This is a genomic window from Acerihabitans sp. TG2 (genome assembly GCF_035013185.1).
GTDB lineage: Bacteria > Pseudomonadota > Gammaproteobacteria > Enterobacterales > Enterobacteriaceae > Acerihabitans.
Window position 1 is genome coordinate 1 of sequence record NZ_JAYGJO010000034.1, and the last position, 24203, is coordinate 24203.

At 52.6% G+C, this 24203-nt stretch carries 22 protein-coding genes; 7 read left to right on the forward strand and 15 right to left on the reverse strand.

Annotated elements, in window-relative coordinates; translation table 11 throughout:
- The first annotated feature begins 173 nt into the window (after positions 1 to 173).
- A complete protein-coding gene (locus SJI19_RS21450) occupies positions 174 to 437 on the forward strand; it encodes a YdgH/BhsA/McbA-like domain containing protein (RefSeq protein WP_323480303.1) in 264 nt (87 codons plus the stop codon).
- Between the two features lie 193 nt (positions 438 to 630).
- On the opposite strand, the gene mpl is transcribed toward SJI19_RS21450, so the two are convergent.
- A complete protein-coding gene (mpl, locus tag SJI19_RS21455; RefSeq protein ID WP_323480304.1) occupies positions 631 to 2004 on the reverse strand; it encodes a UDP-N-acetylmuramate:L-alanyl-gamma-D-glutamyl-meso-diaminopimelate ligase in 1374 nt (457 codons plus the stop codon).
- A 277-nt stretch (positions 2005 to 2281) separates the two neighbouring features.
- Between mpl and fbp the strand changes: the two genes are divergently transcribed.
- Positions 2282 to 3286 (forward strand): class 1 fructose-bisphosphatase, encoded by a 1005-nt coding sequence (gene fbp / locus SJI19_RS21460; protein ID WP_323480305.1) that lies wholly within the window; start codon positions 2282 to 2284, stop codon positions 3284 to 3286.
- Positions 3287 to 3367: 81 nt separating this feature from the next.
- Here fbp and SJI19_RS21465 read toward each other — a convergent pair whose 3' ends face one another.
- Positions 3368 to 4981 (reverse strand): methyl-accepting chemotaxis protein, encoded by a 1614-nt coding sequence (locus SJI19_RS21465; protein ID WP_323480306.1) that lies wholly within the window; start codon positions 4979 to 4981, stop codon positions 3368 to 3370.
- Positions 4982 to 5237: 256 nt separating this feature from the next.
- On the opposite strand from SJI19_RS21465, the gene ppa reads away from it, so the two are divergent.
- A complete protein-coding gene (gene ppa, locus SJI19_RS21470) occupies positions 5238 to 5765 on the forward strand; it encodes an inorganic diphosphatase (protein ID WP_323480307.1) in 528 nt (175 codons plus the stop codon).
- Between the two features lie 157 nt (positions 5766 to 5922).
- On the opposite strand, the gene SJI19_RS21475 is transcribed toward ppa, so the two are convergent.
- From SJI19_RS21475 to tamA, 3 genes are read right to left on the reverse strand one after another with little or no spacing between them, the layout of a single operon-like run.
- Positions 5923 to 6270: a gamma-glutamylcyclotransferase gene (locus SJI19_RS21475; RefSeq protein ID WP_323480308.1), complete on the reverse strand. Its 348-nt coding sequence runs from the start codon at positions 6268 to 6270 to the stop codon at positions 5923 to 5925.
- Between the two features lie 2 nt (positions 6271 to 6272).
- Complete coding sequence (gene tamB, locus SJI19_RS21480; RefSeq protein ID WP_323480309.1) at positions 6273 to 10088, reverse strand: autotransporter assembly complex protein TamB; 3816 nt, start codon at positions 10086 to 10088, stop codon at positions 6273 to 6275.
- Entirely contained in the window at positions 10085 to 11821 is a 1737-nt protein-coding gene (tamA, locus tag SJI19_RS21485; protein WP_416347585.1) for an autotransporter assembly complex protein TamA, read from the reverse strand. Before tamA ends, tamB begins: the two co-directional genes overlap by 4 nt.
- 285 nt (positions 11822 to 12106) lie before the next feature.
- On the opposite strand from tamA, the gene msrA reads away from it, so the two are divergent.
- Both msrA and SJI19_RS21495 read left to right on the forward strand, forming a co-directional pair.
- Positions 12107 to 12688: a peptide-methionine (S)-S-oxide reductase MsrA gene (msrA, locus tag SJI19_RS21490; protein WP_323480339.1), complete on the forward strand. Its 582-nt coding sequence runs from the start codon at positions 12107 to 12109 to the stop codon at positions 12686 to 12688.
- 154 nt (positions 12689 to 12842) lie between these two features.
- On the forward strand, positions 12843 to 14174 hold the full coding sequence (locus SJI19_RS21495) for a hemolysin family protein (RefSeq protein ID WP_323480310.1): 1332 nt from the start codon (positions 12843 to 12845) through the stop codon (positions 14172 to 14174).
- 255 nt (positions 14175 to 14429) lie between these two features.
- Here SJI19_RS21495 and SJI19_RS21500 read toward each other — a convergent pair whose 3' ends face one another.
- From SJI19_RS21500 to SJI19_RS21510, 3 genes are all read right to left on the reverse strand, one after another.
- Positions 14430 to 14636, reverse strand: coding sequence for a DUF1107 domain-containing protein (locus SJI19_RS21500; RefSeq protein ID WP_323480311.1), 207 nt, complete (start codon positions 14634 to 14636; stop codon positions 14430 to 14432).
- 637 nt (positions 14637 to 15273) lie between these two features.
- Positions 15274 to 16020 carry a 3'(2'),5'-bisphosphate nucleotidase CysQ gene (gene cysQ / locus SJI19_RS21505; RefSeq protein ID WP_323480312.1) on the reverse strand — a complete coding sequence of 249 codons (747 nt, stop codon included), beginning with the start codon at positions 16018 to 16020 and terminating at the stop codon, positions 15274 to 15276.
- A 111-nt stretch (positions 16021 to 16131) separates the two neighbouring features.
- Positions 16132 to 16752 carry an FKBP-type peptidyl-prolyl cis-trans isomerase gene (locus tag SJI19_RS21510; protein ID WP_323480313.1) on the reverse strand — a complete coding sequence of 207 codons (621 nt, stop codon included), beginning with the start codon at positions 16750 to 16752 and terminating at the stop codon, positions 16132 to 16134.
- Between the two features lie 375 nt (positions 16753 to 17127).
- Here SJI19_RS21510 and SJI19_RS21515 point away from each other — a divergent pair, with 375 nt between their 5' ends.
- Positions 17128 to 17637 (forward strand): OapA family protein, encoded by a 510-nt coding sequence (locus SJI19_RS21515; RefSeq protein ID WP_323480314.1) that lies wholly within the window; start codon positions 17128 to 17130, stop codon positions 17635 to 17637.
- A 217-nt stretch (positions 17638 to 17854) separates the two neighbouring features.
- On the opposite strand, the gene rplI is transcribed toward SJI19_RS21515, so the two are convergent.
- From rplI to yjfP, 5 genes are all read right to left on the reverse strand, one after another.
- Positions 17855 to 18307, reverse strand: coding sequence for a 50S ribosomal protein L9 (gene rplI / locus SJI19_RS21520; RefSeq protein ID WP_323480315.1), 453 nt, complete (start codon positions 18305 to 18307; stop codon positions 17855 to 17857).
- Between the two features lie 38 nt (positions 18308 to 18345).
- Positions 18346 to 18573, reverse strand: coding sequence for a 30S ribosomal protein S18 (rpsR, locus tag SJI19_RS21525; RefSeq protein ID WP_048637617.1), 228 nt, complete (start codon positions 18571 to 18573; stop codon positions 18346 to 18348).
- A gap of 4 nt (positions 18574 to 18577) precedes the next feature.
- Positions 18578 to 18895 (reverse strand): primosomal replication protein N, encoded by a 318-nt coding sequence (gene priB, locus SJI19_RS21530; RefSeq protein ID WP_323480316.1) that lies wholly within the window; start codon positions 18893 to 18895, stop codon positions 18578 to 18580.
- A 6-nt stretch (positions 18896 to 18901) separates the two neighbouring features.
- On the reverse strand, positions 18902 to 19297 hold the full coding sequence (gene rpsF / locus SJI19_RS21535) for a 30S ribosomal protein S6 (protein WP_323480317.1): 396 nt from the start codon (positions 19295 to 19297) through the stop codon (positions 18902 to 18904).
- Between the two features lie 233 nt (positions 19298 to 19530).
- Positions 19531 to 20280, reverse strand: coding sequence for an esterase (yjfP, locus tag SJI19_RS21540; protein ID WP_323480318.1), 750 nt, complete (start codon positions 20278 to 20280; stop codon positions 19531 to 19533).
- A 100-nt stretch (positions 20281 to 20380) separates the two neighbouring features.
- On the opposite strand from yjfP, the gene bsmA reads away from it, so the two are divergent.
- Positions 20381 to 20686, forward strand: coding sequence for a biofilm peroxide resistance protein BsmA (bsmA, locus tag SJI19_RS21545; protein WP_323480319.1), 306 nt, complete (start codon positions 20381 to 20383; stop codon positions 20684 to 20686).
- A 5-nt stretch (positions 20687 to 20691) separates the two neighbouring features.
- On the opposite strand, the gene rlmB is transcribed toward bsmA, so the two are convergent.
- Positions 20692 to 21435 carry a 23S rRNA (guanosine(2251)-2'-O)-methyltransferase RlmB gene (rlmB, locus tag SJI19_RS21550; protein ID WP_323480320.1) on the reverse strand — a complete coding sequence of 248 codons (744 nt, stop codon included), beginning with the start codon at positions 21433 to 21435 and terminating at the stop codon, positions 20692 to 20694.
- Positions 21436 to 21519: 84 nt separating this feature from the next.
- Positions 21520 to 24012, reverse strand: a complete 2493-nt coding sequence (rnr, locus tag SJI19_RS21555; RefSeq protein WP_323480321.1) for a ribonuclease R — start codon at positions 24010 to 24012, stop codon at positions 21520 to 21522.
- Positions 24013 to 24203: the final 191 nt, after the last annotated feature.

Below are 24203 nucleotides of genomic sequence, written 5' to 3' on the forward strand. Positions count from 1 at the left end.
CTATTTTAATCACTAAAATGCATATCAATACACAATTTACATACCAAAATCGCATAAATGATTGTGAGCAGACTATTAATACCTCAAGTTACTAGCGTATACTTATCCACGTGACACATATCACGTTTTGTGTCAGCTATTTGGTTAAACGTGAAAAGAGTAGAGGTAATAAAATGAAAATAACCACAGCGACGTCTTTAATGACCGTCATTTCGGCTTTGTCTTTTGGCACTTTTGCGGATGAGTCCATTAACCAAGAACAGGCAAACCACTTACATACATTTGATTCCGTCAGCGCAGGCGGGATTGATGGTGCAGCTTCCAGCATTCACCCAGCACTGAACCAGGCGGCCGAGGCTAAAGGGGCGATGTCATATCGAGTGACCGAAGCGCACGATAATGATACTTGGCAAGCCACCGCGGCACGGTATAAATAATGCGCTGACAAACCGGGCTGGCACGCCATACTCCCGGCGTATTCAATGATTTTACCTATCAATAACCTCGTCACCCTCAGTTATTCCTGTGTCGCAGCCATAACCGGATGTGTGTTATTGATTCCCTCTCGTCGTCCGATTCGACGATATTTCCCCCCGCTTGCGGGGGTTTTTTTTTGCCTGTTCCCGGCAATTATATCGCCAGGCCGGCCTTAAGATTTAATTGGGCCAGCAGTTTGCCGTGAATACCGCCGAAACCACCGTTGCTCATAACCAGAATATAATCCCCCGGTTGTGACCGTTTTACGATCATATCGACTAGGATATCAACGTCGGCGCTCCAATGGGCCGGCTGCACGCAGGCTTCGGCAACTTCACTCACTTGCCACGGGATATGCTGCGGCTGAAAGAGGAAAACCTCATCCGCGCGCCCCAGGGCCGGCGCTAGCTCGTTTTTATTCAGGCCCATTTTCATGGTATTTGAGCGGGGTTCCAATACGGCCAAGATACGCGCCGTCCCGCCGACCTTACTGCGTAACGCAGCCAGCGTAGCGAGTATCGCCGTCGGATGATGGGCAAAATCATCGTACAGTTTTACCCCGTTGGCGGTGCCTTTTAGTTCCAAACGCCGTCGGGCATTGATAAACGATCCCAAAGCCTGACACGCCTCCACGGGTTGCACGCCTACGTGCCGGGCGGCGGCAATCGCCATTAGCGCGTTATGCATGTTATGCTCGCCAACCAAGCCCCAGCGCACTTCGCCGATAAGCTGATTTTGGAACAAAACCTGGAACACACTGGCATCAGCCGTCAGTTTTTTCGCGCGCCAGCAACCCTCATCCCCTACATATTCCTGTTCACTCCAGCACCCCATCGCCATCACCTGTTTTAAATGTGGGTCGTTATCGGGCAGGATGATTTTACCTTGACCAGGGACTAACCTGATCAGATGGTGGAATTGTTTTTGGATCGCTTTAAGATCGTCAAAAATATCAGCATGATCGAATTCAAGATTGTTCAGGATCAGCGTGCGTGGGCAATAATGAACGAACTTGGAACGCTTATCAAAAAAGGCGCAATCATATTCATCGGCTTCCACCACAAAAAAATTCCCTTGCCCCAAACGCGCGGACACCGTGAAATTGCCGGGCACACCACCGATAACAAACCCTGGCTGATAACCGCAGACTTCGAGAATCCAGGTCACCATGCCAGCGGTGGTGGTTTTACCGTGGGTACCCGCCACGGCAATGACCCAGCGTTGCTGCAATACCTGGTCGTGCAGCCACTGCGGGCCGGATACATAGCGTATACCACGTTCAAGCACCGCTTCCACACACGGATTACCGCGGCTCATCGCATTCCCGATAATCACCAAATCCGGTTCCGGCATCAGCTGAGCCGGGTCGTAGCCCTGAATAAGCTGGATGCTCTGATCTTGTAGCAACGTACTCATCGGTGGGTAGACATTATCATCGGACCCGGTGACATCGTGCCCCAGGGAACGAGCCAACATCGCCAGCCCGCCCATAAACGTGCCACAGATGCCGAGAATGTGTATGCGCATAATTTTTCCATTTTTTAACGACAAACTGTGGTTATTCTACAGCCGTGACCGGATGATATAAACGAATTTGATGATGTACCCGCATTCGTTTAAGCTAAACTATCCATATCTAGGGTAGAGCAGCATCGGTTATGGCTAGGCTAGGCAGTGTTTTCGGTTGAGACAGACAGTGGTTTTCGGTTAATGGTAGTGGTTTAGGGGTATTATTGGTTAATAATTAATAGTACATCTTTTCATCCATAGCAAAAGTGTCTTATTTCTATTCAGGGAAAGTATTATGAAAACCTTAGGCGAGTTTATCGTTGAAAAGCAGCACGAATTTCCACATGCCACCGGTGAACTTACCGCGTTACTCTCCGCGATTAAATTAGGTGCGAAAATCATTCATCGCGATATCAATACTGCGGGCTTAGTGGACATTCTGGGTACCAGTGGGGTGTCGAACATCCAGGGCGAAGTACAGATGAAACTCGACCTGTTCGCTAACGAAAAATTGAAAGCGGCGCTAAAGGCCCGTGGACAAGTGGCGGGCATTGCATCGGAAGAAGAAGACAACATCGTTATTTTCGACGGCGAGCGTTCGACCAGCGGTAAATATGTGGTGCTGATGGATCCGCTTGACGGCTCGTCCAATATCGACGTCAACGTATCCGTAGGGACTATTTTTTCTATTTATCGCCGAATTACCCCTATGGGCAGCCCGGTTAACGAGACCGATTTTTTACAGCCGGGCAGTCAACAGGTTGCCGCGGGTTACGTGGTCTACGGGTCGTCCACCATGCTGGTGTATACCACCGGCTGCGGGGTTCATGCTTTTACTTATGATCCTTCCATTGGCGTGTTCTGTTTATCCCATGAAAGCGTGCGTTTTCCCGCCACTGGCAATATGTATTCCATCAACGAAGGTAATTATATTAAGTTTCCTACCGGCGTTAAAAAATACATCAAATATTGCCAGGAAATGGATGAGGCAACCCACCGCCCCTATACGTCACGCTATATCGGTTCACTGGTTTCCGATTTTCACCGCAACCTGCTAAAAGGCGGGATTTATCTGTATCCCAGCACCGCCACACATCCACAAGGCAAGCTGCGTTTGCTTTATGAGTGCAATCCGATCGCATTTTTGGCCGAGCAGGCCGGTGGTAAAGCCAGCGATGGAAAAAATCGGATTCTGGATATTCAACCAGAAAAACTTCACCAGCGTTCGCCGTTTTTTGTTGGTACCGAATCGATGGTTAACGATGCCGAACGTTTCATGCGAGAGTTTCCTGACGAGTAGGCAGTAAAACGAGTCTTAACATGGGGTGAAAACGACGCCACTGCCTGTCCTCGCCGTTTGCTGATGGCGAGGACAGCTGTTTTAGGCGGCGGCCACTTGAGTTTTCATCTCTTGCACCTCGAGCAAGCTCGTCTGCGTTGCTTCCAGTTGAAATACTGCCATACTGGCTATCAGATCATCCGACTGAGCCTGTAAAGAACGGGTTGCTGCGGTTGATTCCTCCACCAGCGAGGCATTTTGCTGAGCCAACGCATCCATCTGCGACACCGCCAAGGCGATTTGTTCGATACCCAAGCTCTGTTCGTCGGTGGCATTGGTAATTTCATGCATTAGCCGGGTTACACGCGAGACCTCTTCAGAGATGTTGTCCATGGTTTCGCCTGCCGTAAAGGCCATTTGGGAACCTTCGTCGACCCTACCCTGGGATTCATTGATCAGCCCCTTGATCTCTTTGGCTGCTTCAGCACTGCGATGAGCCAAATTACGGACTTCGCCAGCCACCACGGCGAAACCGCGCCCTTGTTCACCTGCACGTGCGGCTTCCACCGCTGCATTGAGCGCCAATATATTGGTTTGAAAAGCGATGCCGTCGATAACCCCAAGGATGTCGGCAATACGTCGTGAGCTGGTGGTAATAGCCTGCATTTTTTCAATAACGTAACACACGACCTCAGCACCTTTATCGGCGGTGTCAGATACCGTTTTAGCCAACTCATGAGCCTGCCGGGAGTGTTCAGCGTTTAGTTTTACCGTCTGGGTCAGTTGCTCCATGCTGGCTGCCGTTTGCTCTAGGGCCGCAGCCGATGCTTCAGTACGTTGGGACAGATTAATATTGCCGGACGCCAGCTCGCGAGTACCCGCATCAATTTGTGCACCGGCCTGGCGAACTTTACCCACCGCCTCCGCCAACGCGTCCTGCATTAGCGCCAAAGCACGACTCAGACGCCCGAGTTCTTTATTTTGGCTGATTGCCACCGGATGATACAAATCTCCGCTGGCAATTTGTTCCAAATGGGCAATCGCACTATCCAATGGGCGCAAGACAATAAATTTCACCAACAGCCATGCCGCCGTCGCCAGTGCCAGGCTGAGTAAACAGGCGAGAATGACCAACGCTAACTGCGTGCGAGCACCCTGGGCAGCGTCTACCTGAATATCCTTCCCCGTTTGCTGCGCATACAGCTGAAAGCTGTCGAGCTGCTTTTCCATTTCAATACTGAGTGGGGCCAGGACATTTTCCAGCACTTGATAGTATTCATAGACGTCCGCTTCGCTTAATGCAGTGAGCATCGCATTAACGCCCTGTTTGCTATAACGTTGGTAAACGTTGTTCAGTTGTTGGGCTCGCCTGGCACCCTCCGTGGTCACCGAAGCCGCAACTAAAAAAGCGGCCATCTTCTCATCGGCCTGCTTGTCCAGCGCCTTGGCAAGGTTAGTCGATGCCTGGGCTTTGCTCGTCAGGCCTGTTTCAAATTGTCTGGCCGCCAAGGTCGCTTCGGCGCGGGCGCGCAGTGACGCAGTATAGGCACTGCTAAGCGTTCCCAACTCTTCGCCTTGTACTCGGTTGGTGGATTGCAGAAACTCAGCACCCTGTCGAATAGTGTGGATACTGATACCACTGACAACAAATAGTATGATTGTCATCAATACCAGCCAGGTGAGTAACCCTGCTTTGATACTCATAGTTTTGAACATGATGGCTACCCTGCATATCAAAAGTTGTTGAAAACAAATCACTGGAGCAAGCTATAGACTCCAACTTGCATCGGTTATCGGTTGCGGGGGTTATTACTTTATCATTTAGCTTTTTTTTAATCGCTTATTGTGAAACCACTCACAAGTTTCGCTAACGGATAAAATAGTGACGATAGGTGAATCAGCGATGAACAATAAAAAATTTTGGTTATAATGAACGCCACGCCCTTTTTTAAAACAGCTAAAGGAAATTGACATGAGTTTGAATCAGGTACCGGCAGGAAAAGACCTTCCCGATGACATTTATGTAGTGATCGAAATTCCGGCCAACGCCTCGCCGATCAAATACGAAATTGATAAGGAATCAGGCTCGTTATTCGTCGACCGTTTTATGTCCACCGCGATGTTCTACCCATGTAATTATGGCTACATCAACCATACGCTTTCCTTGGATGGGGATCCGGTTGACGTTCTGGTACCCACGCCTTATCCGCTGCAACCCGGTTCCGTTATTCGCTGCCGCCCGGTGGGCGTGTTGAAGATGACCGACGAAGCGGGTGAGGATGCCAAGCTGGTGGCAGTGCCTCACACCAAGATGACCAAAGAATACGATCACATCAAGGATGTGGACGACCTGTCGCCGCTGCTACGGGCGCAAATCACTCATTTCTTTGAGCATTATAAAGACTTGGAAGCCGGTAAATGGGTGAAGGTCGCGGGCTGGGAAAATGCGGAAGCCGCAAAAGCGGAAATTATCGCCTCTTTCGAACGCGCCAAGAAATAAGATCGACGAAAGCCAACCGACGCGTCAGTCAATACGTGAGTTATTTCGGGTAAACCGCCCTACTCCACGTTGCAGGTACACTGGTTTGGCTCGCTTGGCTTACCCCAGTCTTTTACTTACGTAATGGACTGGGGTTCACTGCATCGCCAGCCTTTCGTTAAGGTTCCTCGGTGCGCTTTAGCCAGTCACCGCCCTTTAGCTGACGTAAGCCCTCTACCGAACGCTGATAAACATACATCCAGGCGCTGCCATAGGGCGTCGAGATCAACGCCCGTCTATATTCACCACTTTTAGTGCGCAGTTCGTCCAGCTCGGCCAAAGTCGAGGAGTCAATTCGATAGACTTCACCGTACACCGTTCCCACACCAGGGATTACCGCCGGATAATGTCCGAGATCGTATAATTCGAAACCGGAAATAAGATGATCACCCAGCCATTGGCCATTGGTCATCCAATGGCTGTTACCCTGATTGCGTCGCAGACTACCGTAGACAATTATTCGCATCGTTAAAACTCAAACTGATAGAGCAAGTCTAATGCCTGATTAAGACCAGACACCGCTTCCAGATAAAGTCTAGGCATTAAACGGTAACGTAATGTTATCGTTGCCAATGAATCAAAAATACCGACACCATATTTCACCTGCAAACCCGGGGTGAGATAACCACTGACCACCACCTGTGAGTCGTCGCCGACCCCCTGGGTATCAAGAGTTAAATCACTCACGCCAAAGGCCGCACCGATTTTACCCACAAGTTGACCACTTTGCGCAACCCCAATGCCGATTAACATGGAGGTCATTGCGCTACTGTCGGCCCCAGGCGCATTCAAACCCTGACCGCGCAGCAGATATGACAGCGCTTCTTGCTGGGATTTGACCGGATCCGAGAATACCTCAAGCTTGGGTTGATCCGCCATCCCGGTGACTCTGATCCCGGCGATTACGCCGTCAGCGGTTGAGTCCGGATTGCGGATCGCCTCAATATTAAGCACCGGGCGATCGGGCGGACCAGCAAACAGCAGTTGCCCGCGCCGAACGATCAAATCTTGCCCATAAGCGCTGAAACGGCCATAAGGGATGTTGATTTGGCCATTCAAACCCAGTCCTTGCTTATCCTGGACCATTTTCAAATCCCCATCCAATCGCGCTTTGAGGCCAAAGGCATCCAGCCTGACATCGTTACCGACATGGATAATCAAATTACTGTTTATGGCGGTCGAGACTTGCCTGCGCGCCACCGGTTGCAGACGATCGTCAAGAATCACTTCATCCTGGGATACACCAACGGCGCTCGCAGGCAACTCTTTTACCACAATCCGCGCCCAGGGAATATCAACCTTACCATTCAACGTAAATTGCTGCGGCGAGGCTTCCAAAATTATGTTCGGCGATATGTCTAAACGAACCATGGGGGGGACAGTGATCCTGACTCGCGTGCCCTGGGCTGCAATTCTGGCGCGCCAGTCGTTAATCCGGCTCCAATCAGCGCTACCGGTCAAGTTGATCTGCCCTTGGGTGGTATGGACGGTTCCCGCCAGTGTGGAGCTGGTGCCGGAAAAGGTCATGCCAAGGCGACTTTCGGTCATGGCAAATGGCATCCAGTTGCCGCGAATGAGTACCTGATCAAGTCCCAATTGCCCAAACAGCTGCGGCTGGGCAACATCGCCCCCGATACGCAGGTTCGCGTTAAGCATGCCGCCGACGCTTTCGCCATTGGAGAGAATGGGGTTGACGATCGCCAACGACAACTGACGAACAGCAATGGTCCCGGACAGACTGCGCCGCCCCAAAGGATCGGCCACTTGGATCTGGCCGTTAAATTGTCCATTGCCGGCAATACCTATCTGCCAGTCAAAACGGGCACGGTCTCGTTCTACGCCGAGGTTGAGATTGAGTGTGTCAAAGGCGATAGGCAACGAACCGCCCTGCACCCCTTGTGTCATCTTCACGCCTTTGCCAACCAGGCTAATTCTGGCCTGGGGCAAACCGCCGCCGGGTTGCCAGCTGATATCGGCTCTACCGCTAAAGAGGCCGTCAAGCTCGGTTTGCGGGGGTAAATAGGGTTTGAGCATGACCAGATCAAGGCGATTAAGCAACAGTGTGGCCTGGCCGCTAGCGCCAGCGTTAATGGCCGTCGGAACACAGAGCTCTGCGTGGGGGTTTATCCAGCAATGGGGGCCGATAGTGATTCTTTGTATACCCTGCTGGTAATCAAGTGCCATATCGCGGCTCAACCGCCACGGCCCCATCGGGGTGGTGAACGCAGTCTGGCTTAGGGTGGCACGCCAGCGCTGTTGCTGGCGATCGTAACCGCCATTGAGTACCAGCCCCCCGGAAACCGGATCGCCTTGGACGTTGAGACGAAGCTGATGCCGGCGTTCATCCCCGCTGGCCGCCAGAGTCAATTGACGCACCAACATATCACCCTGTTTAAGACCATTGATGCGCATATCCACATTTCCCCGCACGATATCGCTGGCGCTCACATTGCCGTTCAGGGCGATCTTCGCTACGGATAAGGTCTGCCAACGCAATCCGGCGGCAGACAGATCCATGGCTAACCTGGGCGCACGACGTTCGCCGCGCAGAGTTAACGTGCCATGGGCATTACCCGCCAACCCGGGCAGCGCACCGTTCAGATTTGGCGCATCAAGCACGGCATCCAGAGCCAGTTGGTGATCTATATTACCGGTGACATTCAGGCTATTGCGTCCCAACACCAAACGCAGCCCAGGAATATGCCATTGCCCGGCAGCATTGCCACTCAGGGAGCCACGGGCGGTCAGCTGGTTTTGTTTGATATTGCCATCAAGCGTGAACTCAGGAATGCGCAACTGCCAGCTACCGCCGTGCAGGCTGCCTTGAGTGACGATTTTACCGGCAAGCCTGGCTGGCCAGTCCGGCCATTGGCGGGAAGTATCAATCCCCGTAAGGGTCAACTCGCTGCGCCAGCTGACGACATCGCTCCAGTCCACCACGGCACTCAGATCACCGTAACCCTCCAATGTCGAGACGCGCAGTCGTGACAGCGTAAACTGGGCCGGATTTCCTTTACCCGTAAGCGTAATGCCCGCGGGCGGCAAGCCCTTTGCGCTGAGATCTGCACGAAACTGGAGTTGATAATCCACGGCCTGGCCGCCGAGCTTTAACGCCAGATCACTTACCCGGTATTGTGCGTCTCCTTGTATTGGCCATTGCAGACCTGGGCTCGTCAACGCCAGATCCAGCGGCAGGCCGGCCACCGCTAACTGGGTTGAGGCCGTCAGTTGCGCTTTTACCGGTCCGGAAAGATTGAGGGTAGAGACCAACCGGTCGCGCAAGGCACCGCGTAGGGTAAGTTTGATTTTTTCGCCCTTCATAGGAGCGACATTCAACGCGGCGTTAACGGTTAAGTGGAGAGGCCATTGCTGTTTCAGTTGCGCCTCACCACTGGCGTAAAGCGCGCCTTGGGCGGCATTTATCTGCAATTTTTCAAGTTTTACCTCGCCATCGACGCTTTGGCCCTGCATGAAAAATTGATCAATTATAATGTCGGTATCGCCGGTTAACCGCAGATTCTGCCCGCGCAGGGCCATCACGCGGATATTGACCGGCAAACGCACCTCCGGCAAATCCGACAATAGGGGTTTGGCAAACAGGGCTCGTAACGTATCGGCCAGCGGGGGTTGAGGCGGTGTGGTGGCCGTTGGTCGCTCAACATGGGCGACCGCCTGTTTTTGCGCCGCCGTTTGGCTGACATCGCCCAGCGCCCTATCGACAATCACCTCAGCGGTTTTGGGTAAAGCCACCCGCAAATTATCGATCTCGGTGGGCATAATAGTCAAATTATTGCCATGAAAATCCATGCCAGTGCTAAATGTAGCCAACGCAATCATGGTATGGTCAATCTGTACTCGGACATTATCCAATCGCAACTGACGTAAGATCAGTGGATAAGGCGTGTGCAGAGCACCGCTCGTGTCTTCGGCCGCCGGAGCCGCCGGTGCCGGTGCCAGCTCGGCGGTATTCACCTCTACATCAACATCTTGCAAGGCGATGGAATTCAGGCACAGCTGGCTATGGCGCAGGCAGGTTGGGTCCAAGGCCAAGGAAAATTGACCGACGGCGACAGTCACCCCAGGCATTCGGTAGTGGATGCCCTTAAGCGTCAAATCACGCCAGCCGCCGGCAACACTTTCGACGGCCAAACCAGGCACCCAGCGAGCGGCACCATTCACCAACAGATGCAGGCCGCTGGCGGTGCCTATTAACCAGGTCAGGGCACCGAGCAAGATCAATAGCGTCAGTAGTATGCCCAGGGCGATTTTTTTCGCAAGCCTCATAGTTCTGTCCCTAACCCTATGTAAAATTGCAGCCCATGTTCATTGGGATCGCCGATGGGGCGGGCTATATCCAGCTTGATCGGCCCCACGGGCGATTCCCAGCGCACCCCAACGCCGGCACCGGTTTTTAGATTGGTTTTTCTAAAATTATTGACTGCCTGCCCGGAATCGATAAAGGTCGCCCCCCACCATCTGCCGGTAACATTATATTGGTATTCCAGCGAACCGGTGGCCAATGATGAGGCTCCGGTCAGTTTGCCGTTATCATCCCGAGGTGATATGGATCGGAAACTGTAGCCACGGATACTGCGATCGCCACCGGCAAAAAAACGTAGCGACGGTGGTACCCGATCAAAATTGTCGGTGTCAATCCAGCCCAGGGTGTAGCGCGCCACAAAACGATGCTTGTCCGCCAGAGTACGGATCCAAACGTTGTGCGCCTGGAGGATCACAAAATCCACATCCGAATCCCAAATGGTATTGGAGATATCAATTGAATAACGCTGGGTGTCTCCCCAACTCGGCATCGCGCCACCCCGCTGCCGGGTACGGCTGACGGTGAAACCGGGATAGAGCAACATGGTGGTATCGGTCACGGCAGCCTGAGTAAAGTGATCAAGGCTCCAACGCAAATTGACCGAACGTTGCCAGCCATGGGAGAAATCCCAAAAGCGCGCCACATTGAGCGTGGTGGAATCAGATTTGGTGTCGTTGAGATCTTCACGTTTAAAGCCGCTTTGCAGGATATAATATTGTTCAAGGGGGCTTTTTTGCAGCGGAATTTTATAGTTGAAGTCCAGCGCCTGCTCCGGCTTTGACACACTCAGATTGGTCTGCAGACTGTGACCTCTGGAGTTCAGCCAAGGGCGGTTCCAGGTCGTTTTAAATCGTGGTCCGATGTCAGACGCGAATCCCACTCCGGTTTCGATAATATTTTGGCTACGCGGCGTCACCACCGCATCCAGTGGCAGTATCTTGTCCTGAGCAGAATGGCTAAAATCCGGCGACACCACCACCGAGTTGAACCAGTTGGTGGCCGCCAATTGACGATTGACCTCTCCCAGCGCCGTGGCGCTATATTCATCACCTGGACGTATGGAGGGAATATTGTGTAAGTAATCCTCACGGATTTGCGCGCCATGAAAACGAAGTTTGCCGAATTTGTAGCGCTGGCCGCTGTCAAAAATCACATCCCAGAAGGCTTCATAGCGGGAGGGGGAAACCGCTAACTCGCGCTGCGTAAACGCCGCATCGAAATAGCCATCACGCACGGCTAATCCGGTCATATTGTTAATAAACCGGGTATAATCGCCATGGTTAAGCACACTGCCGATAGCCGGACGGCTTCGTTGTACCAAGCGCAGGTAATCCCGATCCTGGCGCGCGTCACCCCGCAGCGTAATGTTAACCCCGGCAATCTTCACCGGCTTGCCTGGGTTGACCTTGGCCACCAGCACCGGACGTCCGCCGTTCACCGCCGGTCGAAACTCAAAATCAATCTGCGCAGAATAATACCCCAACGCACGCAAACCTTCGCGGACCGCTCGATCCACCCGCGCCTGGAAACGGGCATCGCCGTTAACTTCATCCGCGCCAATGGTCGACAGCCGCGCCCGGACATTGCGCTGCAATTCGCCATCCAGCCCCTCAACGTGCAAACGAACGTTGGCGGCATGGGACCAAGGGACGACCAACATGATGCATAACAGACAAATACAGCGTTTCTTTTGCACGCAGGCTCCTGAAATTTACGTTCCTGTGAATGAATTCCTTACGCGCACCATCGTCATCATTCCAATTATTAACCGGTTCGGGGGGTGTTTTTTATACGTTAACCCTAAAATTCAGCGTGAAGCGCTATCTTAACGTAATATCAATGTTTAGTGTCTGTAAAGAAAACGTGTTAAACAACCCTCAATACCTTTTTTTTTACAATATCAGACTAGCAGGAGTCTATCGTGGCGCAACCTTTTGACAAAACTCAACCGATCTCGCAAAAAGAGGCTCTACCGGGTCGTATGACGCCGATGCCGATAGCCTCCCTTCACTGTGTCAATGGGCATTCTATGAGTTTCGTGCCGGACGGCATGGAGGTGGCGCTGTTTGCCATGGGATGCTATTGGGGCGTGGAGCGTCTGTTCTGGCAAATTCCGGGGGTTTACAGCACCGCTGCTGGATTTGCCGGCGGTTATACACCCAATCCAACCTATAGCGAAGTTTGCAGCGGGCAAACCGGCCATGCAGAAGCCGTGCGGGTGGTTTTCGATCCCAAAAGCCTTTCTTATACCGATTTATTACAGTATTTCTGGGAAAACCACGATCCAGCCCAAGGAATGCGCCAGGGCAATGATATCGGGTCTCAATACCGCTCCGCCATTTTCGCGTTGACTGCCGAGCAGCAGCAGGAAGCGCTGGCCAGCAAAGCACTATTTCAGCAGGCGATGGAGCAAGCCGGGGATCGGCGTTCTATTACCACCACCATCGAGCCGGCGACGCTTTTCTATTATACCCAGGATGATCATCAGCAATATCTGTACAAAAATCCACAGGGGTACTGTAATTTGGGTGGGATCGGTGTTTGCTTGCCGCCGCAAGCGTAAACATTAGCAGCCCCAGCAGGGCTGCTGTTATACTGGTGCTACTGTTGGGACAGGGATCTACACCGCCCGTAATCAGTATATAACGTTATCTTTTCACTCTACATTGCCCTTCAAAGGCGTGCTGGCATAAACGCCAGCCCGAAGTGGTCAAAATATGCTAAACAGTATCCTGCTTATCCTACTGCTGATTGCGGTAAGCGCTTTTTTCTCCGTCTCGGAAATATCACTGGCCGCTTCGCGCAAGATCAAGCTGAAACTGATGGCCGATGACGGCAATATCAATGCCAAACATGTGCTAAAACTTCAGGAAACGCCCGGTATTTTTTTTACCGTGATACAAATTGGGTTGAACGCGGTGGCCATCCTCGGCGGTATCGTGGGGGATGCTGCGTTTTCTCCCTCCTTTGCTTCAGTGCTGGTTCGGTTTATGTCGCCGGAACTGGCCGATCAGATCAGTTTCATTTGTTCTTTCACGCTGGTTACCAGTCTATTTATCCTGTTTTCTGACCTAACCCCGAAACGCATCGGTATGATCTCACCTGAGGCCTGTGCCGTACGGATCATCAACCCGATGCGCTTCTGCCTGATGGTATTTCGTCCACTGGTATGGGTGTTCAACGGCCTGGCTAACCTTATTTTCCGTCTGCTTAAACTGCCGATGGTGCGCAAGGATGATATTACCTCCGATGATATTTACGCGGTGGTGGAAGCCGGCGCCCTGGCTGGCGTGCTGCGCAAGCAGGAGCACGAGCTGATTGAGAATGTGTTTGAGCTTGAATCCCGCACTGTGCCCTCTTCCATGACGTCGCGCGAAAGCATTATCTTTTTTGATTTGCGCGAAACTGAAGAGAGTATCAAGGAGAAAATTTCAACACATCCTCACTCGAAGTTTTTGGTGTGCGACGCAAATATCGACCATATCGTCGGTTATGTGGATTCCAAGGATCTGCTCAACCGGGTGCTGGGCAATCAAAGCCTGGCACTGAACAGTGGGGTACAGATCAGATCGGCCTTGATCGTACCGGATACCCTAACGCTGTCGGAAGCATTGGAAAGTTTTAAAACCGCGGGTGAAGATTTCGCAGTGATCCTTAATGAATACGCGCTGGTGGTGGGGATTATTACCCTGAATGACGTCATGACCACCCTGATGGGTGATCTAGTGGGGCAAGGATTGGAGGAGCAAATCGTCACCCGTGACGAAAATTCTTGGCTTATCGAGGGCGGCACACCTATCGATGACGTCATGCGAGTACTGCATATTGATGAATTTCCGCAGGCCGGCAATTATGAAACCATCGGCGGTTTTATGATGTTTATGTTGCGTAAAATACCCAAACGCACGGATTTTGTGCGCTATGGCGGTTATAAATTTGAAGTGGTGGATATCGATAGCTATAAAATCGACCAGTTGCTGGTGACCCGCATTGAGGAGAAATCACCCTTAGTCCTGACGAAACCCACCGATACGTCAAACGTCGCATAACCGTATTACTGCCCCGCCCGTTTTCCATTACCCTAGTTTGGAAACAGGCCCACCCCCGTTTGAAGCGCAGGTACTACTTAGCGCATTCACTCTGGGGTGGGCCTGGGAGCGTAGCTGTTCTATTTTCGCCCTACATTAACGCAGTGTCACCGGCAGCAGCGCGGTTACCTGGTGGCCCCTGCGTGCAAATGCCGCAGTTTGGTGCAGGGATCACCGGCTGATGTCAGAGGGTATCGCAGGGGTGGCCCTGGTGGATCAGGCCATATCTAACTGCAGACGCATCACCTGTCGGTTAACTTCCGACATGACGTGGAAATGCAGTTTATCGCGGACTTTGGGCAACAGAATTTTGCCTTTATCAAATTCAAATGCGCCGAATCCTTTGATATAGATCCTGCCGCGGAATAAGGTTTTAACGTAGGTAGCGACCTTAATAGCGTTATAGCGATGGAAGATTCTCATTTTTGTTTACTTGCCTCCCGTAATTTTTATCCTTCAGGTCAACCGTTCTGGCGTTGACCTGAAGCACTAACCGTACACTTAATAAGAGCTCTCATATGTGCGTAAGTTCACGCGATTACAGAACTCTAAGCTGTTTTTACATAATTTTACAGAACGCTATATAGCCGTAACACGTGGCAATGTATTTTTTAAACTATATTCCTCTAAACTCAATCTACCGTCTATTCGACGGTTTATTCGCGGGTCGACCATCCGCCATCCAGCTTCGGCGACCGAACCTCGGCCATCAGAATAATTACCGCATTGATAGAATTCACCAAGGACGCGAGTGTAGCGTTCAAATATGACCAAATGACGACTATCGTCAATAAAACGATGCCCAGCGCGTCTAGTGGCTGATTCGTGGTCCATTGGATTAAAAGCATAAAGAAAATAACGGCCCAGTCGCCATGCTGCTTGTTGTCGGGAGCGTGGCGGGCAAGGGAGATGGCTGCAGCCCAAGGGATCGGCAATCATCGTGCTGGATGCCCAAGTGCAAATGCGTTATCGCGAGGGTGACGGGTAAACTATGGTCTCGATACCGTGCGTAATCAACCTATTACACCGCCTGTTAGCAGGCGGTGTAGCATAAAACCGATCAGAACAGCGATACCCTGAATCCCGGATTCAGAAAAGATTCCCGAGGATGATAATCTAAGGTTTGGCCGGTCCAGTCGTTAACTTGCGCCCCGGCAGCGGCGGCCACGGCATGTCCGGCAGCGGTATCCCAGACGCTGGTCGGCCCGAAACGGGGATAGAGCTGGGCACTTCCCTCCGCTACCAGGCAAAATTTCAGCGAAGAACCCATGGTCACCGTCTGATGCTCACCTAATTGTAATAGATAATCCTGCAACTCCGAATCATTACCGTGTGATCGACTGACCACCACTAACGGAGGGCGCGCATCCTTGCAATGGATATCCATCCGAGTGCCATCAGAGGTCATCTTCCAGGCTTTGCCTGCATCCGCGGCGTAAAGAATATCGGTAGCGGGAGCGTAAACTACGCCCATCACCGGTTGACCCTTTTCAATCAACGCGATATTCACTGTGAATTCACCGTTATGGCGCAGAAATTCTTTAGTGCCATCAAGGGGATCGACCAGCCAATAACGGGTCCAACCGCGGCGAATATCCCAGCCAGGGGTATCCTCTTCCGACAGAATAGGAATGTCGGGCGTCAGCGAACGCAAACCGGCCTCAATCACCTTATGCGCGGCTAAATCGGCAGCGGTAAGAGGTGAGTCATCGGTCTTGTGAGTCAGCTCAAGCGGCCGATCGCCGTCGTAGACCCGCATAATGGCTGTTCCCGCATCACGGGCCAAACGGCAAATAGGTTCAATCATTTCGCACCTCGGATATAACATTATATTAATCAGTTACCTGCGAGCGATTTTTGGCTTTCGATTCCTGCGTCTACCGCCGTGGAGAGTTCGGCTGACACCCCGGTGACTGTTTTACAGAATCTCCAATAGTTCCACTTCAAATAGTAGCGCACTGAACGGAGGAATGGACGCACCGGCGCCTCGCTCACCATAAGCCAAGCCATGAGGAATAAACAGCTCCCATTTGGAGCCCACTGGCATCAGCGTCAACGCTTCAATCCAGCCCGGGATCACGCCGTTTACCGGAAATTCCGCCGGCTGTCCGCGCTGTACCGAACTGTCAAATACCGTCCCATCAAGTAACCGGCCGGTATAATGCACGCTAACCCGATCCTGCCGGGTAGGAATGGTTCCTTCACCCTGGGTTATGACCTTGAATTGTAAACCAGACTCGGTAACCCTTACGCCTTGCTGCTTGGCGTTGCTATCAAGAAATTCCTGCCCCGCTACCGCCAGATGTTGCTGACGCTCGATGCGTACGGCATCAGCGCGTTCATGGATGATGCGCAGCGCACGGTGAATGGCATCCACAGGTACCGCCGGTGAATTGCCGGTCAAGGCGTCAGTCAGGCCCGCTAATAGCGCCTCAGGCATTAATCCTTCCAGACCCGATTCCTGCAACTGCTGACCCACTTGCAAACCGATACCATAACTGGCTTGGGCTTCAACACTGTCTAACGATGTTACGCTCATATTTGTTCCTTGAATGGGTAAAAAGCGAAAGGCGCAGCATAACAGCGTGGGGGATTAGGGTAAAATCTTCATTAACAATTATGTGTGGCACACCGAGCTATCAGCTAAGGATTAGGCCACACTCAGTGATGGATCGCCCGTTGCAGACACTAGCAGGACTCACTCGCGTCTCAATTAAGCATGGAGGTTCACCCTGTGTCGCTCTATACTTCCTTTGGTCACAAGTAACCCATTGTAAGAGAGGTCATCATGGGCAGAATGTCGCCCGGGAAAAACAAAACTCAGGGTTTTTCCTTGCGAAGAGATGGCGGATTCAAATGGAAGTGGCCCTCACGTGCGCAACCCGATGAAAACGCCCCACCACAGCATCGGTTGATGGCTCTGTTGAAAACGTTTTGGCATTTACCTGACCAATTCCATTGGATGGGTGCCTTGCCGCTGCCCCATCGTCGCTGGGTGTTGATTGCCACGATGTTTATTTTGTTGGTTATCCTCTGGCCTTATACCCCACCCAATACCCCGATCCGCCCGGTGCCGGTTCATATTGCGCAACATCAGGTCATGCAGGCCGAACTGGTGGATAATCGCCCGATCACACCGCCACCCAGCACTGAGAACAGCCAACTACACCATTACCGGATTGTCGAGGGGCAGACCTTGGCACAGCTATTTCGTCAGCACAACCTGCCGGTAGAGGATGTATTTGCGATGGCCCAGTCGGAGGGTGAGGACAAACCGCTAAGCAGTTTACAACCTGGCCAGCGGGTAGATATCGAGCAAAATGCCCAGGGTATGGTCACTTCGCTGGTCGTTGAAACCGGCACCAACAGCAGCGTGCGTTTTGTCCGGCAAGCTGACGGTAGTTATTCACGCCTACGCAACTAGCCATTGCCCGAGGTTTCCAGACCATGGAAATACACTTTCACCACCGCAACGGGGAAGGACTGACACGGTTCCCCCACCGGCACCCTACCAGGCCGGACAGTGGGAACCGTAGCGCTGCGGCACTCAATTCTGGACAGCAAAACGCCGGCATAATGCCGGCGTTTTATCTTTCACTCAATCGGTAATTCAGCGTAGATTTTTATCTTAAGCCTGACGATTAAGCTTCAGCTACCACAATCACATTCAGGGTAGCGAAAACTTCGCTATGAACCTGGATGCTGACATCATGATCGCCGATAGTGCGCAATACACCGTTAGGCAGGCGCACTTCACTTTTGGCCACTTTAACACCAGCGGCGGTGATGGCATCGGAGATGTCACGTGTACCGATAGAACCGAACAGCTTGCCTTCATCGCCAGCTTTGGACGCGATGGTGACGCTGCCAAGTTCAGTAATTTTATCGGCGTGAGCATGGGCGGCAGCCAGAACTTCATTCAGTTTGCCTTCCAGCTCAACGCGACGCTCTTCAAAATATTCAACGTTTTTCTTGGTGGCCGGAACAGCTTTACCTTTCGGTACCAGGAAGTTACGGGCGTAACCCGCTTTAACGTTAACTTGTTCGCCTAAGCTACCTAAGTTGGCAACTTTATCAAGCAGAATAACTTGCATTACCTTATCCTCTCAAAGTCGTGTTGGACAGTGACCGATTACTGATGACGATCAGTGTACGGCAACAGAGACAGGTAGCGTGCGCGTTTGATAGCGCGAGCTAACTGGCGTTGGTATTTGGCACGAGTACCGGTAATACGGCTCGGGACAATTTTACCGCTTTCGGTGATGTAGTTTTTCAGCGTAGCGATGTCTTTATAGTCGATCTCAATAACGCCTTCCGCGGTGAAACGGCAGAATTTGCGACGACGGAAATAACGTGCCATGTGGCTAGTCTCCAGAATCTATCAATTCAATCTGCTCGGCATGCAGCACCATTTTGTTCAGCCCATTGCGCCCTTGATGGCAACAAATAAACCCTTGAATGGTAAGCTGCGTACCGACCGTTATACTGCGAGTAATCTCTTGTGATTGTTTTCCACTCACTACCACGGGCATACGGCACCATGCTTGTCGTGAAAAACCGGCTTCCTGTTGCTGCGAGCGATGCTCAAGCACAAACTGGCAGTGAGGAATACCTGACGGACTGACCTTACGAATGGGTGCCCTGCATACTGTGCCGGACAACATTAGTCGGTTCGCCGCCATCAGCGATTACTCTTCAGAATCCCCAGCATCATTATCATCATGAGCTTCGGTAGCGAAATCTTCACGGCGATCGCGACGTTCATCTTTCGCCTTAACCATCGGTGAAGCTTCGGTGACCGCATGCTTAACACGCATGATCATGTTGCGGATAACGGCGTCGTTGAAGCGGAAGTTTGTTTCCAGCTCATCGATCACTTCCTGCGAAGCTTCAACGTTCAACAGAACGTAGTGGGCTTTATGCAGTTTGTTGATCGGATAAGCTAGTTGACGGCGGCCCCAGTCTTCCAGACGATGAATGATACCTTCCGCATTGGTGATAACAGCGGAGTAGCGCTCAATCATGCCGGGTACCTGTTCGCTTTGGTCAGGATGAACCATAAAAACGATTTCGTAATGACGCATACAGAATTGCTCCTTACGGATTATTCAGCCTCCTGTCAGGGTCAACCGCGGCCCATGGAAGCAAGGAACGTGATAATTGTGCGGCTGAAAAATGACGCGCAATCTTACATTTATGGGGCGAAGAATACAAGGGCTGATGGTGGGAAAAACCGCGCAACGAGCAACGGACAACGAAAATAAGGGGGCATATGATTTAGCCCCGTGCTTTGGCGTGTTTTTATTGGCCCGCTGCGTTACAGATGCGCTTGGAAAAAATCCACCGCCGCCGACAGTGCTGTGACGGTGATTTTATGGCCAATGTCAGGCTCAGTCAGTAATGTCGCCTGATGTGACCCCTCACGGGATGCCAGAGCCTCATACAGACGACGGCTGTGCTCCACCGGTACAAGTAGGTCAGCCTCGCCGTGCCAAATTAACAGCGGGCGGTTGGCGAGTTTGTCCAATTGATGAAACACCTCATACTCTGCCAAGGGCGCCAGGTGTGGTTCACATTGCATTTGCCGTTCGCTGGCGGCGAGCGCTACCGGCGGAAACAGGGTTTTCGATAACGGTAAATAATCACCGGCCCCCATAAAATCGGCCACCACGTTTAGCCAATCATAACGCGCCATTGCGCCCAGCGCCGTCATGCCCCCCAAAGACGCGCCGCAGACGCCCACGCGCGCGTGGTCGATTAGCCCCCGCCGCGCATAATGATCGTTGAGTGCCGGCAGTTCATCGATATTGCAACGCAGGATATCCCAAAAGTGGCTCAAGCGCCGGTGCTGATCTCCGTCAAATCGGGCACCATGCATGGCGGCATCGGGTAGAATGACACGAAAGCCGGCCTTCGCCAGGGCATAACCGAAATAGCTGTACACCTCTTTCGAGGAGGTAAAACCATGGTAAAAGAACACCGTAGGCAACGGGTGCGAGTGTCGGCCCGCCGGCACCGCATGAATCACCTCAATGCCGTCCACCGTTTCCTGATGCATTTCGACCACGTTGCCTCCTGATAGATCTGATGGAAAATGCGCTGTTTTATCGCTCGATTCACCGACCATTACTGTATACTTGAGCGAGTAAACAGTGGAATATGAATAGATGAAAACACTTCCCGCTATTATGTTTATTCTGGCTATGCTGCTGAGCGGCTGCGCCGTGTTGACCGGCACCCCCGTGGCTCCGCCCGCGCCCACCGATCGCGCGCAGGAGATCCAGCGAGACCAGACCGCCAGTCTGACCCCCTTCGACCGGGTTACCGTTAATGAGCGCGGCAGTCCGATGGATGCAGAGCGGGCAATTGCCTACCAGGCGAATGCCCACCATGCCACCTATTACCAGATTATCATGCTGGGGGAAACCATTACTCCGGGGATATGGCGCGCAGAAGCCATTTTATACCGCTAGCCAGGCTAAACCTTGGCCGGCTGACGCTGGCGTACCGCTTCGAACAAACAAACCCCCGCCGCCACCGAGACATTCAGCGACGACACTGAACCGGCCATGGGGATGCTCATCAACTCGTCGCAGTGTTCACGCGTCAAGCGCCGCATGCCTTCACCTTCAGCGCCCATGACCAGCGCCAGCGGACCGGTCAATTTGCTCTGATAAAGATCATGATCCGCCTCGCCGGCGGTGCCAACAATCCAGACATTATGCTCTTGCAACAAGCGCAAGGTGCGGGCTAGATTGGTCACGCGGATCACCGGTACGGTTTCCGCCGCGCCACTGGCCACTTTTTTGGCCGTAGCCGTAAGTTGTGCCGATCGATCCCGAGGCACAATGACCGCATGAACGCCTGCTGCATCGGCACTGCGTAGGCAAGCACCCAGATTATGCGGGTCAGTCACACCGTCAAGCACCAGTAGAAAGGGTGCCGCGTGCTGTTCGAGCAACGCCTCCAGGTCATTTTCCTGCAGTTGGCGTCCTTCTTGAATTCGCGCCACTATGCCCTGATGCACCGCGCCTTCGACGGTCTCGTCAAGCCATTGGCGATTAGCCACCTGGATCACCACACCCGCCGTTTCCAATTGAACGACCAGTTCGTGCAGGCGGCGATCGTCGCGGCCTTTGGCTATATATACATCAAGAATACGCTGCGGCTCGCGGTCTAATAATGCCTTGATGGCGTGAATACCGTAAATGATTTCGCTCATGTTGCTCTTTTTCGCTATATGGGCCATTCCGGCCCATAGGTGGTGTGTCGCCGTTATTATCGGACGCGGGTAAAACAGGCCGGGTTATTGGTCCGGTTTCGATTGCGCACTGCTTTTTTTTCTGCTGCGGCGCGGTTTGCCGCTCGTGGTTTTTTTAGGCGCATTAGGCTGGGTGCCGCCAGGAGATTCGGCCACGGGCGTTTTGGCTTTTGCGCCACTGTCATCACTCTTGCGAAAAGCACTGTCTGGTTCGAAATTAGTCGGTTTTTTACTGGAACGGCGACGACGCGGCGGCTTGCCATCGCTGCTGGACGTGCCACTGGTGGCTGCACCCCGGGCTGCCTGTTGCGTCCGCCCACGTTCGGTTTTACCCGCACCTCTTGGCTGGCGACGGCTGGAGACCAAGGAGAAGTCAATCTTCCGCTCATCCATATGAACCGCTTCCACCTTAATTTCTACCGCGTCGCCCAGGCGATATACTCGACCGCCCGACTCGCCAATCAGACGCTGACCCACATTGTCATAACGATAGTAGTCATTGTCCAGGGTGGAAACATGCACCAGACCGTCGATAAACAGATCGTCAAGACGGACAAAAAAACCAAAGCCGGTGACGCTGGCAATAATGCCGTTGAACACTTGGCCGACGTGATCCTGCATAAAGTCGCATTTCAGCCAATCCGCAACGTCCCGGGTTGCTTCGTCAGCACGTCGTTCGCTCATGGAACTTTGCTGGCCGAGTTGCAGCATTTCTGCCATTTCAGCATGCCAGCCGCCGGTGGATGTCGCGCGACCGTTAGCTTCCCCTTCCTGCTTGGCCAATAAATATTTAATGCCCCGATGCAGCGACAAATCCGGATAACGGCGAATGGGGGAGGTAAAGTGAGCATAGGCCTGTAACGCCAGGCCGAAGTGGCCGCGGTTTTCAGGATCGTAGATGGCCTGCTTCATTGAGCGCAGCAACATGGTTTGCAGCATCTCATGATCCGGCCGACCGGCAACCAGAGTCATCATGTCAGCATAGTCTTTCGGTTCGGGTTTAATCCCGCCGCCCAGCGACAGCCCTAGTTCACCCAGAACCGTGCGCAGTGACGTAATATGATCGTTACTAGGACGATCATGTACCCGATACAACGCCGGTTCGCCATTTTTCTCAACAAAACGCGCGGCAGCGATATTCGCCAGGATCATGCACTCTTCGATCAGTTTATGTGCATCATTGCGCATAACCGGTTCGATACGCTCAATACGCCGCTCGGCATTAAAGATAAACTTGGCTTCCTCGGTCTCAAAAGAGATCCCACCACGTTGCACCCGGGCCTGTTCCAGGATTTGATACATTTCATGCAGCGTTTGCAGCGGTTTGACCATAGGGTGGTATTGTTCGCGCAGCTCGCTATTGCCCTGCAGTATATGCCAGACCTTGGTATAAGTGAGACGTGCGTGGGAATTCATCACCGCTTCATAAAATTTATATGACGAGAGCCTGCCCTGGGATGAAATGGTCATTTCGCAAACCATGCACAGCCGATCTACCTGAGGATTGAGCGAACATAACCCATTAGAAAGCACCTCAGGCAGCATCGGAATCACCTGCGAGGGGAAATAGACCGAAGTGCCGCGGCTGCGCGCTTCATTATCCAGCGGCGTATTGGGACGCACATAATAACTGACGTCCGCAATAGCCACCCACAATCGCCAACCGCCGCCACGTTTTTTCTCGCAGTACACAGCGTCATCGAAGTCGCGCGCGTCCTCTCCATCGATGGTCATCAGCGGTAGGCTACGCAAGTCTACGCGACCTCGCTTGGCGGCCTCGGGAACCTGCTCTTTGAGTTCCGCTACCTGTTCCTCAACTTCCGGCGGCCAGGCATAAGGGATGTCATGGGAGCGCAGGGCAATATCCACCGCCATGCTGGTACCCATATTTTCGCCCAGAACTTCCACTACTTTGCCGACGGCCTTGGTCCGGCGTGTTGGCCGTTGCGTGAGTTCCACCACGACCACAAATCCCATACGGGCGCCGCTTGTTTCCTCTGGCGGAATCAAGATATCGAAGCTGAGCCGGCTGTCGTCCGGCACCACAAAGGCGCTGCCTGCATCGGTAAAATAGCGGCCGACAATCTGGCTGGTCTTGGGAACCAATACCCGAACAATACGGGCTTCACGTCGGCCCTTGCGATCGGCACCCAGCGGTTGGGCCATCACAACATCACCGTGAATGGCCATTTTCATTTGTTCAGCGGAAAGATAAAAATCGTCTTTACTGCCTTCCACGCGTAAAAAACCAAAACCGTCGCGGTGACCAATCACCGTGCCGCGGAGCAAATCCAACCGTTCAGGCAGCGCGTAGCACTGTCTGCGGGTGAAAATAAGCTGTCCATCACGTTCCATGGCACGCAGGCGGCGGCGCAGACCCTCAACCTGATCTTCTCCGGTGATCTCTAAATCGTTGGCCAACTCTTCACGACTGACCGGGGTTTCCCGTTTGGCCAGGTGAGCCAGGATAAACTCCCGGCTAGGGATGGGAAATTCGTATTTTTCTGCCTCTCGTTCGAGAAAGGGATCTTGTGACATTGCGCTATCTCCATTGCCAAAAACGGGTTGCTATGCTGATGTCATTCAACAAGCAATATTCTGTAGAGCGACGGACCTTTTCACCTAAAATCTCACCTTCAAGGATTATCGATTATGGGATGGACGTATCACAATCCCCTGCTGCCACATCTGTTTCAAACGGTGGGCAGAGTGAAAGACCAGATTACGCA